General features: G+C 70.1%; 9 protein-coding genes. 6 read left to right on the top strand and 3 right to left on the bottom strand.

Annotation, left to right across the window (positions count from 1 at the left end; genetic code table 11):
* Positions 1 to 73 precede the first annotated feature (73 nt).
* The 3 genes from ACQEU8_RS08900 to ACQEU8_RS08890 all read left to right on the top strand — a co-directional run bounded on the left by ACQEU8_RS08900 (position 74) and on the right by ACQEU8_RS08890 (position 4,582).
* Complete coding sequence (locus ACQEU8_RS08900) at positions 74 to 1,354, top strand: pyridoxal phosphate-dependent aminotransferase (protein ID WP_433098620.1); 1,281 nt, start codon at positions 74 to 76, stop codon at positions 1,352 to 1,354.
* A 4-nt stretch (positions 1,355 to 1,358) separates the two neighbouring features.
* Complete coding sequence (locus tag ACQEU8_RS08895; RefSeq protein ID WP_433098618.1) at positions 1,359 to 2,108, top strand: tryptophan 2,3-dioxygenase family protein; 750 nt, start codon at positions 1,359 to 1,361, stop codon at positions 2,106 to 2,108.
* 230 nt (positions 2,109 to 2,338) lie between these two features.
* Positions 2,339 to 4,582 (top strand): MMPL family transporter, encoded by a 2,244-nt coding sequence (locus ACQEU8_RS08890; RefSeq protein ID WP_433098616.1) that lies wholly within the window; start codon positions 2,339 to 2,341, stop codon positions 4,580 to 4,582.
* Positions 4,583 to 4,640: 58 nt separating this feature from the next.
* Here ACQEU8_RS08890 and ACQEU8_RS08885 read toward each other — a convergent pair whose 3' ends face one another.
* Positions 4,641 to 5,441: a dimethylarginine dimethylaminohydrolase family protein gene (locus ACQEU8_RS08885; protein WP_433098614.1), complete on the bottom strand. Its 801-nt coding sequence runs from the start codon at positions 5,439 to 5,441 to the stop codon at positions 4,641 to 4,643.
* A 511-nt stretch (positions 5,442 to 5,952) separates the two neighbouring features.
* Here ACQEU8_RS08885 and ACQEU8_RS08880 point away from each other — a divergent pair.
* From ACQEU8_RS08880 to ACQEU8_RS08870, 3 genes are all read left to right on the top strand, one after another.
* Positions 5,953 to 6,492 carry a hypothetical protein gene (locus tag ACQEU8_RS08880; RefSeq protein ID WP_433098612.1) on the top strand — a complete coding sequence of 180 codons (540 nt, stop codon included), beginning with the start codon at positions 5,953 to 5,955 and terminating at the stop codon, positions 6,490 to 6,492.
* A gap of 73 nt (positions 6,493 to 6,565) precedes the next feature.
* Positions 6,566 to 7,405 (top strand): DUF4097 family beta strand repeat-containing protein, encoded by an 840-nt coding sequence (locus ACQEU8_RS08875; protein ID WP_433098610.1) that lies wholly within the window; start codon positions 6,566 to 6,568, stop codon positions 7,403 to 7,405.
* A 444-nt stretch (positions 7,406 to 7,849) separates the two neighbouring features.
* Positions 7,850 to 9,541, top strand: coding sequence for an MFS transporter (locus tag ACQEU8_RS08870; RefSeq protein WP_433098608.1), 1,692 nt, complete (start codon positions 7,850 to 7,852; stop codon positions 9,539 to 9,541).
* Positions 9,542 to 9,585: 44 nt separating this feature from the next.
* On the opposite strand, the gene ACQEU8_RS08865 is transcribed toward ACQEU8_RS08870, so the two are convergent.
* Both ACQEU8_RS08865 and ACQEU8_RS08860 read right to left on the bottom strand, forming a co-directional pair.
* Positions 9,586 to 11,073, bottom strand: a complete 1,488-nt coding sequence (locus tag ACQEU8_RS08865; protein ID WP_433098605.1) for an amino acid permease — start codon at positions 11,071 to 11,073, stop codon at positions 9,586 to 9,588.
* Positions 11,074 to 11,160: 87 nt separating this feature from the next.
* Complete coding sequence (locus ACQEU8_RS08860; RefSeq protein WP_433098603.1) at positions 11,161 to 12,510, bottom strand: diaminopimelate decarboxylase; 1,350 nt, start codon at positions 12,508 to 12,510, stop codon at positions 11,161 to 11,163.
* Positions 12,511 to 12,622: the final 112 nt, after the last annotated feature.

Here is a 12,622-nt window from a genome sequence, read left to right as displayed (position 1 = left end):
CCGAGCCGCGACAGCTACGACAGCCACGACAAGACTCCCGAACAGACCGCCTACCAGACACGCGAGGTGGCACGTGACCGTGCAAACAGCGGGGACCGAACAGCTGAGCCGTGCACCGATGGCCACGACGATCCCGTCGTCGTGCCTCCAGGACATCTACCGAGCGGCCGAGGCGAAGGAGCACGCCGACAGCACCTCGGAAACCCCCGGCAACGGGGTCGTCAAACTGCACGTCGGTGACCCCTACTTCGACCCTCCGGAGGAGGTCGCCGAGGCGTTCACCGAGGCCGTGCGGCGGGGGGAGACCAAGTACTCGGGCGTGGAGGGCCTGCCCGCGCTGCGCGAGGCCCTGGTCGAGAAGCTGCGCACCGACAACGGCCTGGACACCGAGGTCTCCCGGGTACTCGTCTCACCCGGCTCCTGCCAGGGGCTGGCCGCGCTGCTCCAGTCGCTGGCCGCGCCCGGTGCCGAGATACTGCTGCCCGAGCTGCACTGGCCGGTCCATCTCCAGCAGAGCCTGCTGGCCGGACTGCGCCCGGTCTTCTACCCGCTGGGCCCCGACTTCCTGCCCGACCCGGAGGCGCTGGCCGCCGCTGCGGGCCCGCGCACCCGGATCCTGCTGCTCAACTCGCCCGCCAACCCCACCGGCGCGGTGATGGACGCGGCACTCACCCGGACCCTGCTCGACCTGGCGCGCGCCAACAGCTGGCAGGTCATCAGCGACGAGGCGTACGAGCACTATGTCTTCGACGGCGAACATCTGTCGGTCGCGTCGCTGGAGCGGGACGTCCCGGTTGCCGAGCGCATCGTGCACAGCACCTTCAGTTTCTCCAAGAGCGTCGCCATGACCGGCTACCGGCTCGGTTACGTCGCCGCTGCCACCGAGGAGGCCGCCGACGCGCTCAAGGTCGTCCAGGAGGCCAGCATCATCGGGACCTCCACCCCGGCCCAGTACGCGGGCATCGCCGCGATCCGGTCCCGGGCCGGCATCGCCGAGCTCAACCGCAAGCGGGTGCGCGCCAACCGGGACGCGGTGCTGCCCCAGCTCGTCGAGGAGGGGCTGCTGAGCCGGCTGCCCGCCGGGGGCTGGTACGCGCTGGCCGACATCGGCCGCACCGGCATGGACGCGGAGACCTTCGCCACCCGGCTGCTGGACGCCACCGGGGTGGCGGTGGTGGCGGGCAACGGATTCGCCTGGCACCCCAGGCTGGACGGTACGGGCAGCATCGAGTCTTCCCGCTACGCGCCGTGGGCGCGGCATCTGATCCGTATCGCGTTCTGTGTGGAGCCGGAGGCCCTCGACCGGGGCGTCCGGCTCTTTCTCGACTTCGTCCGCGACCACGCAGTGGAGTGACCCCATGACCACGCTGACCTACCGGGACTATCTGCGCATCGACAACCTGCTCTCGATCCAGGTTCCGCGCACTCCCGACACGGCGCGCACGGAAGTCGTTCTGGCCGAGCACTTCTTCATCGTCGCGCATCAGACCTGCGAGCTGTGGCTCAAGCAGATCATCGCCGACCTCGGCGCCGCCGCCGAGGCGCTGTCCCCCGAACCGGCGCCGGGCGAGGGCGGATTGGAGACCGGGGACGCGGAACTGAGCGCCGAGTTCCTGGAGCGCGCCAGCGATCTGCTGTTCGTGCTGCACGCGCAACTCGTAGCGCTGGAGAAGCTGCCGCTGCGGCTGTTCGCGGAGTTCCGCCCCTATCTGGACACCGCGAGCGGCGCCGAGTCGGCGCAGTTCAAGGCCCTCAGCCAGTTGCTCGGGAACGACATCGACCCCGGGAGGCTGTACGAGGCGTTCCGTACGGCGACCGAGAGCGCGGGCACCTCCGTGGCCGAGGTGTGCCGTCTCGGGTCGCGCGCTGGTGTCTTCCACCGGATCGCGGAGCTGCTGCTGGACATCGGCAACGGCTACTGGCGATGGAAGGTCGCACATCTGGGTCTGATGTCGCGGTCGCTCGGCCAGCAGGCCGGTACCGGCGGTTCGAGTGGCGCCATGTATCTGGCCGGGCGGCTCACCATGCCCTTCGGTGAGCTGCGTCGGCTGCGTGGCGAGGTGCACGACGAGTTCGCCGCCAACTTCCAGGCGCAGAACGCGGCTTGACGCCAGCGGATACACAGGTCGGGCCGGGGCGGGAGCGCCCCGGCCCGACCGTTTTCTTTCAGCGCCCTGTCCCTTCCACCGACCGGATTCCGGCTGCGGCACCAGCGATGACGAGGCAAAACCGCTGTAGCGGTTTGATAATGGCACCACCATGGTGCCAAGTAGGGCCATCCCGCGCTACATTGGCGTCATCGTCCCTGCCCGTACCGAGCCGACAGGAGTGCCTGACCGTGGCTACCCTCCTCTACAAACTGGGCCGACTGGCCTTCCGCCGACGGGGGTTGATGACGCTCCTGTGGGTGCTGATCCTCGGCGGCGCCGGCTTCGCCGCCTCCAGCGCACCGACTCCGCCCGTCGACACCTTCTCCATGCCGGGAACCGAATCCCAGCGGGCCTTCGACGTGCTGGAGAAGAAGTTCCCCGACGCCCAGGCCGAGGGAGCCACCGCACGGGTCGTGCTGCGTGCTACCGACGGGAAGAAGATCACCCAAGGCGCACAGCGTGAGACGGTCGACGAACTCGTCAAGGACCTCTCCGACGCGCCCCAGGTGGTCGGCGTCTCCAACCCGTTCCAGGCACACGCCGTCAGCAAGGACCGGACCACCGCGTACGCGGTCGCGACCTACAAGGTGCCCGGCACCAAGGTGTCCGACAAGGCGCACGAGGCACTCACCGACGCGACCGAACGGGCCCGCGACAGCGGTCTGACGGTCGAGACGGGCGGCGACGCGGTGGAGATCGAGTCCACCATGGGCGGCGCAGCCGAAGGCGTCGGCATCCTGGTCTCCGCGCTCGTCCTCTTCCTCACCTTCGGCTCGCTGATCGCCGCGGGCATGCCGCTGCTGACCGCCGTGATCGGCGTCGGAATCGGCATTTCCGCCATCACCGCGCTGGGCAGCACCCTCGGACTGTCCTCGACCACCACGACGCTGGCCATGATGATCGGCCTGGCCGTCGGAATCGACTACGCGCTCTTCATCGTCTCCCGCTACCGAGCGGAGGTCATGGAGGGCCGCGAGCGCCAGGACGCGGCAGGCCGCGCCGTCGGCACGGCGGGATCCGCCGTGGTCTTCGCGGGCCTCACCGTCATCGTCGCCCTCGCCGGGCTGTCGGTCGTCAACATCCCGCTGCTCACCAAGATGGGCCTCACGGCCGCCGGCACCGTCGCGATCGCCGTCCTCATCGCCGTCACGCTCGTGCCGGCCCTCCTCGGCTTCGCCCCCGTCAGGGTGCTGCGCCGCAGGGACCGCAAGCAGTTCTCCGGCAAGCCGCTCTCGGCCCGCCAGCAGCGCAAGGCGGCGAAGCTGGCCGCCAAGCAGAAGCCCAACGCCGGTGCCCGCTGGGCCGGTTACGTACTGCGCCACCCCGTGGCCGTACTGCTCGTGGGCATCGTGGGGCTCGGCACGGTCGCCGTACCGGCGGCAAGCCTCCAGCTCGGCCTCCCCGGCGAGGGCACCATGGCGCCCGACACCACGCAGCGCAAGGCGTACGACATGCTCTCGGACTCCTTCGGACCCGGTTTCAACGGGCCGCTGATGGTGACCGTCGAGCACGCCGACGCCAAGGCGGCCGCCGGAAAGGTACGCACGCAGTTCACCGGTGAGAAGGGCGTCGAGTCGGTCAGCCCGGCCACCGCCAACAAGAGCGGCGACACCGCCATCATCAACGTCATCCCGTCCACCGGGCCCACCTCCGACAAGACCGAGGAACTGGTCAGAGCGCTCCGCGGCGACGCGGACCGGCTGCAGGCCGAAACCGACGCCGAGATCCTGGTGACCGGCCAGACAGCGCTGTTCATCGACTACTCCAAGACGCTCGACGACGCGCTGCTGCCCTACCTCGGAATCGTCGTCGGACTGGCGTTCCTGCTGCTGATGCTGGTCTTCCGCTCAGTACTCGTCCCGCTCAAGGCGGCGCTCGGCTTCCTGCTCTCGGTGACCGCCGCGCTCGGTGCCGTCGTCGCGGTCTTCCAGTGGGGCTGGCTGGCCGATCTGTTCGGCGTCGACCAACCCGGGCCGATCATGAGCAATATGCCGATCTTCATGATCGGCGTGGTCTTCGGTCTGGCCATGGACTACGAGGTGTTCCTCGTGACCCGGATGCGTGAGGCGTACGTGCAGGGGGCGGCCACCGACGAGGCGGTGGTGACGGGCTTCCGGCACGGAGGCCGGGTCGTCGCCGCCGCGGCGCTGATCATGACCAGCGTCTTCTCCGGCTTCATCATGGAGCAGGACGACATGATCAAGCTGATCGGCTTCAGCCTGGCCGTCGCCGTCCTCTTCGACGCGTTCGTCGTCCGCATGGCAATCGTCCCCGCGCTCTTCGCCCTGCTGGGCAAGTCCGCCTGGTGGCTCCCCAAGTGGCTGGGCGTACTGCTGCCCAACATGGACGTCGAGGGCGAGAAACTCCACGCACCCGCGCCCGAGGCAACGGCCCCACCCCGGCAACGGGAACACGCGTCGCAGCCTCGCTGACCTGACACGACAAGGCCCTCACGACCCGAAGGTCGTGAGGGCCTTGGTGCGGGTGGCCTCAGCGAGGGGCCGGGTTGTCGAGGGTGAGGGCGGTGCACCGTACGCCGCCTCCGCCCTTGCGGAGTTCGGTGGTGTCCAGCTCCACCACGGTCAGGCCGCGCTCGCGCAGGGTTGCCGCCAGTCGGGGGGCGCCCTGGGTCATCGTCACCGTTGTGCCGTCGCTGACGAGGTTGAGCGCGAACGCGCGGGCATCGGCGGCGTCCACCTCGATGAGCTCCAGGCCCAGCTCGCGCAGCCGGCTCCGGCTCCCGGCCTCCAGCGCCTCGGGGTGATAGGCGAGGGTGCGCTCGTCGATGACGGCGACGGCCAGATCCAGGTCGTACCACTCCTCGCCGGCGGTCCGCAGCAGGACCGTCTCATGGCCGAACAGCTCGGCGAGGAAGCCATGCATCCGCTCGTCCGTGCGCTGCCCGTACCCGGCCAGCAGAAAGCGGCCGCAAGCCAGCGCGTCGCCCTGCCCGCTGAACGCGTACGGCGCGTCGAATACCTCGAACTCGTTCTCCTTGAGCCAGGAGCGGAAGTACCGGATCTCCTCCAGCCGGGCGGCCGGCGGATCGCCCAGAACCGCGCGCCCGTCGCAGACGAACGCCCCGTTGGCCGTGTAGACCATGTCCGGGCACTCGGGGGCCGACTCCATGGCCCGTACGGTGCGTCCGGCCGCCCGGTGCGCCGCGGCTATCGCCTCGTGCTCGGCGACGGCGGCCTCGGTATCGGGCTGACAACTGCGGTCCATGTAGGGGTTGATCTCGTAGCTGATGCGGAAATGCACGGCGTCGGACATCAGCAGATCGCGATTCATAGAGAGTCTCCAGAAGTCGGGAAGCGGACCGTGATGCGGAACAACGACAGCGGGAGACGTCAGCGAATGTGCGGCGAACTGAGCTCGCGTGTGTGTGCAGAAAGGCGTGCGGGAAACGAATTCCGGGCCGCCGAGAACCCCGCCGGTCAGTTGTGTACAAACTGCACGATGGCAGAGCACAGGGCCGCCGCTGAGCAGCCGCAAAAGAAAGCTGCCAGCTTTCGCGGGGCGGGCGGGGTGCGAATTCTCGGTGCCGTGAGAAGTCGTTGCGCGTGCCGTGTGGAGTCGTTGCGCCACAACGGCGGCACCATGGCGCACAGCGGCTGGGCGCGACAGCCGGCAGCCGACCCGACCGATGCGGACGGTGGCCGAAACAGGGCCTTCCGCCAGGCGGGACGACGAGCGATACCGCGTGCCCATACCGCGTTGACCAGCGGTTTTCCTTGCGGAGGGCGAGGTGCGGGCAGCCGGTGGACCGGGTGCCGGGATCCGGTTGTGCCATAATGCAGCCATGGAAATGCGGCCGTATGTAGACGAACTCTGCGACGAGTTCCTGGCTGCCGCCGCCGGTGGTGGGGAGGAGGCCCGGGCGCTCGCCGAGCGGCTCGTCGGGCCGCTCGAGTCGGCCACCCGGCTCACTCTGCTGAAGGCGCTCTCGGCGGCTGCCGACGAGATCACCCGTGACCTCGCGCCCGGCTCCGTCGACGTACGGCTGCGCGGGCTCGACCCCAACTTCGTCGTCACCCCGCCCCCCGCCGACGAGTCGTACGGCGACGAGGGCGACGGCGGCTACGAACTCGTGGCGGACAGCGCCCCGGTTCCGCGCCCCGCCGAGACCGCGGGCGGCGAAGCCGGCGGCGGCACCGCGCGCATCAACTTCCGCCCCCCGGAGCACCTCAAGGTCCTCATCGACGAGGCCGCAGGCAAGCAGGGGCTCTCGGTCAACGCCTGGCTGGTCCGTGCCTGCAACGCCGTGCTGGCGTCCGAGAGCCGTCGCACCGAAAGGCGCGCCCCCCGAGGGGAGCAGCGCTACTCCGGCTGGGTCCGCTGACCCGACAAGGACACTCACCGCGTCACAGCGCCGCGCGTGCGGATGCGCTGTGCCCCCTCAGGAGAGTAGGGCCATGCCCGCGTACGACACCCCTGAACCGATCTCCGTCACGCTCGAACTGCCCGTCGGCGATGTACGGATCATCGCGAGCGACCGTACCGACACCGTCGTCACGGTGGTGCCGAGCGACCCGGACAGGGAATCCGACGTGAAGGCGGCCGAGCGGGTGCGCGTCGAATACTCGGGTGGCAGGCTGCTGATCAAGGGAGCCAAGCAGTACCGGCCGTTCGGCGAGAGCGGTTCGAGTGATGTGCGTGTCGAGCTCCCCGCCGGCTCGCAGTTGCGCGGCGCCGTGACCGCGGCCGCGCTGCGCTGCGAAGGGCGGCTCGGCACCTGCCGGTTCAAGTCGGGCCTCGGCGACATCGAGTTGGAGGAGACCGACGCGCTGGACTTGGACGCCCGCAGCGGCAACGTCACCGTGGGCCGGGTCAACGGGCATGCGGAGGTCGTCCTGGTCAGCGGCAGGACAAGGCTGGCCGAGGTCGACGGCTCCTCGGTGATCAAGAACACCAACGGGGACATCCGGATCGGTCTCGCCCGCGACGACGCCTGGCTGACCTGCGCCAACGGCGCCATCTCCGTCGACCGGGCGCTCGGCTCCGTGGCCGCCAAGTCCGCCAACGGCACCATCAGGGTGGGCGAGGTGGTGCGCGGCTCCATCAGCGTCGAGACCGGCGTCGGTGAGCTGGAGATCGGTATCCGCGAGGGCACCGCCGCGCGGCTCGACCTGCGCACCCGGCGCGGCTCCGTCCGCAACTCCCTCCCCTCGGCCCAGGGTCCGCAGTCCGCCGACGAAACCGCCGAGGTACGCGCACGTACGTCGATGGGGGACATCGTGATCCGCCGGGCGTGAGGGCTGTAGTCGAGGACTGGCGCCATCGAGCGCAACGTCCCGCTGCGGGCCCCTTTTCCAGCGTTTTCTATCGCCCCTTCACATCGCGCCGACCGCTTCCTGCGCGGCGTTCTTTCCTCGTGGCACCGCCTCTGACCAGGGATTTCCCCGCCGCCTGACAGGTATGGCTTCACGAGGAGCCATAATTGTGCCATGATGGCGCCGTACCGATGAGCTGCGGCCCTGCGGGTGATCGCCCCCCGTCGTTCACCCGTGGGGTCGCTTGCGGCTCGGCTGTGCGGCCGGCTGCGCGGCGGCTCCGGGAACCTCCTTGCCGGACGGTGCCCGGGGCCGCTGTTCCGGTCTGCGGCGCCCGTCCTTCGCCACCGGGCGCCGTCCGCCGCCGCCCCGCGCCTGAGACGTCCCCTGGCTCCCGGCCGCACCGTTGACCCAAGGAGTTCGGTCATGAGTGACCCGGCGCCCACGTACGCGGATCAGCCGCCGACCGCGAGCGAAGGCGCCGGAACAGCAAGAGTGCCGCTCGGCGCCTGGCTCAGCCTGCTCGCCGTGACACTCGGAATCACTGCGGTGCAGATCGACAGTACGGCCGTCGCAGTGGCGAACCCCGCGATCGCCACCGACCTGGCCGCCACCCCCGAGCAGATCCGCTGGGTGACCACCGGATATCTGCTGGCACTGTCGGCCCTGCTCGTTCCGGCCGGCACGGTGGCCGACAGGATCGGCCGCAAGAAGGCCTTCCTCATCGGGGCCTGCGGACTCTCTCTCGCCTCGCTGCTGTGCGGCATGTCCGGCTCGGTGGAGATGCTGATCGGCGCCCGTATCGCGCAGGCGGTCTTCGCATCGCTGCTCGGCGCCGCCGGGCTGGCCGTACTCAAGGAGACCTTCCCACCGCGCCGACTCCCCGCCGTGCTCGGCGTCTTCGGCGCCGTCACCGCCGTCGCCATAGCGGGTGGCCCGCTGCTCGGCGGTGTGCTCGTGGAGTACGCGAGCTGGTCCTGGGTCTTCTATCTCAATCTGCCGCTCGGCATCCTCGGCGCGCTGCTCGGCGGCACAGCCGCCAAGGAGTCCGCGCGGCAGCGCCCCGGGCCCCTCGATCTTCTCGGCGCGCTCACGCTCACCGCGGCGATGGTCAGCACGGTGTGGGGCATCACCGGTGCGCAGGACGGTGGTTGGAGCTCCGGGAGGACGCTCGGATCTGTCTCGGTCGGTGTCGTACTGCTCGCCGTCTTCGTCCTGATCGAGGCCAGGAGCGAGCACGCCATGGTCGCCCCCGGTCGGTGCAAGGACCGCTCTGTCCCGGTCGGTCTGCTGCTGACGCTCGTGACGACGTTCGTCTTCTTCGCGGTCGTCTTCCATCTGACGTACTACTTCCAGAGCGTCCAGGGGAAGAGCGCTCTCACCGCGGCGGTCGGGCTGCTGCCGCTGACCGCTGCCGTCGCCCTCGCCGCGCCGCTCGCCGGCTGGGTGATGGAACAGCTCGGCCTGAAGGGCACGCTGATCCTGGGTCCGGTGCTGTTCCTCGGTGCCCTGGTTCTCTTCCTGCGGATCGACGCGGACACCTGCGGGTGGCAGCTGGCCACGCCGCTGGTACTCACCGGGCTCGGTGCGGGCTTTCTGCTGGTGGCCGCCGTACGGACGATCGTCGGCAACGCCCCGGTGGCGCGGGCCGGTGTCGCTTCCGGCATACAGCAGTCCATGCAGCAACTGGGCGGCACCCTTGGCGTCGCACTGTTCGGCAGCCTGCTCGGCTCGTCGGTGAACGCGAACTTCCCCGCCGCGCTCCGCGCCGAGCTCGACGGTCAGGGCCGCGCCGCTGCCGCGCTCGCCGGCAACGACAGCGTCCGCGAGTCCGTCGCCCTCGGCTTCCCGTTCTCGGCCAGGGACACCGTCGAGGAGCAACTCTCCACCGTCGCACGGCAGAAGGGCGACGCCATGAGCACCGACCGGCTCGACCACCTGGCCGACACGGTGACCCGGGTGGCACACCACACCTTCATCGACGGCATGCATCTGGTCTTCACCGTCTCAGCAGTCACCGCGGTCCTCGCGGGCCTGCTCGCCCTGCTGGTCCGCGACACCGAGCCGCAGCGTGAGCAGCCGGCCGCGGCGCCGGGGAACACTTCGCGGATCTCGTAGCGCGGGACCCGGGCGACGGCCTGGCCCACGGCGGCGGCGTGCGTTCAGCTCCCCGGAGGGTGGTCCGCTCCGCGTGCTGCCGCCATCGCCGTCACCCGGTGCCGTACGGCGTACCAGCCCGCCCACAGCGCGGCCGCGATCAGCGGCAGGCACGCCACCGTCCAGCTGCCGATGTCCCCGTCGGAGGCCATCAGCACCACGACGAGCAGCAGGAAGGCGAGCGTCAGATACGAGGTGAACGGTGCGCCCGGAAGGTGGAAGCCGCCGTCCGGGATCCGGCCCTGCCGCACCCGGCGGCGCAGCGCGAGCTGGCACAGCACGATCATCGCCCAGGTGCCGATCATCGTGATGGCGGAGAAGTTCAGGACGATGGAGAACGCACGCTCGGGAACGACGTAGTTGAGGGCGATGCCGAGCAGATAGCAGGCCGCGGTGAGCAGGATGCCGCCGAACGGTACCTGACGGCGGTTCATCTTCGTCGTGAAGTGCGGAGCCGATCCGGCGAGCCCCATGGAGCGAAGGGTGCGCCCTGTCGAGTACAGCCCGGAGTTGCAGCTGGAGAGCGCGGCGGTCAGCACCACGAAGTTCATGATCTGGTCGGCGCCGGGGACGCCGATGCGGCTCATCAGGGTCACGAAAGGCGACTCGTCACCGCTGTAGGCGCTCCAGGGCAGCAGCAGGACGAGCAGCAGTACGGAGCCCACATAGAAGACGACGATGCGCCAGGAGACCGAGTTGATGGCCTTCGGGATGACCGTGCGGGGGTTCTTCGTCTCGCCCGCCGTGATGCCGACCATCTCGATCGCCGCGTACGAGAAGACCACGCCCTGGACGACCACCAGAGCCGCCACGAATCCGTGCGGCAGCATCCCGCCGTGCTCGGTGATCAGTTGCGGCCCGCCCGGATGGCCCTGCACGGGATGGCGGACGGCCAGCAGCCAGCAGCCCACGGCCAGGAACGCGATGATCGCGGCGACCTTGATGAGCGCGAACCAGAACTCGAACTCACCGAACCAGCGCACCGAGATCAGGTTCGCGCCCAGCACCACCAGCAGGGCGAACAGGGCCAGCGTCCACTGCGGGACGGCACGCAGGGCGCTCCAGTAGTGCAGATAGACGGCCACCGCGGTGATCTCCGCGATGCCGCTGCAGATCCAGTGCAGGAAGTACACCCACCCCGCGACAAAGGCGGCCTTCTCGCCGCCGAGCAGCTCCCGTGAGTACGAGACGAACGAGCCGGACGTCGGCCGGTGCATCACCAACTGGCCCATGGCGCGGGCGATGAAGAAGGCGAACAGGCCCGTCACCGCGAACACGACGACCAGGGAGGGCCCAGCGGAGTGCAGCCGTTCGCCCGCACCGAGGAACAGACCGGTGCCGATCGCGCCGCCCACAGCGATCATTTGGACCTGTCTGTTGCGCAGGCCCGACGCATAGCCGTCCTCGCGCACCAGAGGCCCTTCGGCGGGTGCGGGGTGTACGGGGGACTCGGTGGTCACCCCGTCCCCGCGGGTGTCGGCTCCGTGCGCCATGCGTTGGTCGTCTCCGTGGATCGGGGCACACCGAAGCCCCGGCACGCCGGTGGGCGCACTGGGGTGTGGGTGTGCCTGATGGACAGGTCAGTAGTGGGTGGCTCCGGCAGTCAGCGCACCGCTCTGTGCGGCGCCACTGTCCGCCAGTACCTCCTCGATCCGCTGCGCGGGCCGCACCAGTGAGAAGCGGGTGCGCCCGTCAGCGGTGCGCCAGAAGCCGTGTACCGCGGGCCTGGGCAGGCTGTTGTACTGGAAGGGCGTGGAGAAGTAGTAGGCGCCCGTGTCCCACAGGGCCACCACATTGCCGGGTGCCAGCTCGGGCAGTGGCCGCTCGCGGGCCACCAGGTCCCCGGCGAAGCAGCACGGTCCCGCCACGTCCTGCACCACCTCCGGCGTGCTCTTGGGCGCGCCCTTCGCGTCGAAGGCACCCACCCGCAGCGGCCACGACTCGGGCGCGAACGCGGTACGGGTCGCCACGTGCGCTCCCGCGTGGGTGACGGCGATACGCCGGCCGCCCGCGGACTTGGTGTACTCCACCACGGCCGCGATGAAGCCCTGTTTGGCCAGCAGCGACCGGCCGAACTCGGTGACGACGGTGTACCGCCCGTCGAACAGCCCCGGCACGGTACGGCGCAGCAGTTGGGCGTACGCGTCGAAGGACGGCTCGGTCTCGTCGCCGGCGAAGTTCACCGGCAGGCCGCCGCCGATGTCGAGGGTGTCGATCTGCTGTCGGCCCGCCGCACGGTTGATCCGTTCGGCCAGCTCGAAGACGACCCGTACCGACTCGGCCATCAGCTGCAGCGGTACACCCTGCGAGCCGGTGTGGGTGTGCAGCCGGGTCAGCCAGGGACGGGCCAGACAGTTGTCGACGACCCACTGTTCGACGCCCTCGTCGCGCAGTGCGATCCCGAACTTCGAGGTGGCGGTCGCGGTGCTCATCGCGTCGATGGCGCCGGTGCCCACCTGTGGGTTGATCCGCAGGCCGAGCGGTGCGCCAGGACCCTGCCCCGCGGCGGCGCGCTCGGCGACCAGCGCGTCGAGACGGGCCAGCTCCTGCGGGTTGTCGGCGTTGACGGCGACGCCGGTCTCCAGCGCGTCGCGCAGTTCGGCCACGGTCTTGGCGGGGGAGTCGAAGACGGTCCGCGCTGCCGGGACACCCGCCGCGCGGGCGAGCGCCAGTTCACCGGGGCTCGCCACCTCGCAGCCGATCCCCTCGGCGGCCAGCAGCTCCAGTACGGGCACCAGTGCGCCCGCCTTGACGGCGAAGGTGTGCAGCACGGGGGAGGGGCCGGCGAACGCGGCGTGCAGCTGCCGGGCGGTCTCCCGGATGCCCTGCACGTCCAGCAGGGCGACGACCGGGGCCTCGGGGCCGAGCAGCCCTTCGCGGACCGCTGCGACGATCGCGTCCCTACTGCGTGCCACAGCGTCCAGCACCACGTGCGGCTCCCTTCTCGTGCGGCGGTCCGGCGGAAACGGGACCTGTAGAACCCGTCCACTCTGCGCTGTGGGCTGGTGCCCTGTCTGCGGTGGATGGGCCGAACCTGCGGCC

The organism is Streptomyces sp. CA-250714 (assembly GCF_050936705.1).
GTDB lineage: Bacteria > Actinomycetota > Actinomycetes > Streptomycetales > Streptomycetaceae > Streptomyces.
The sequence above is the reverse complement of the archived record's forward strand: the minus strand, read 5'-3'. Positions and strand labels throughout refer to the sequence as shown.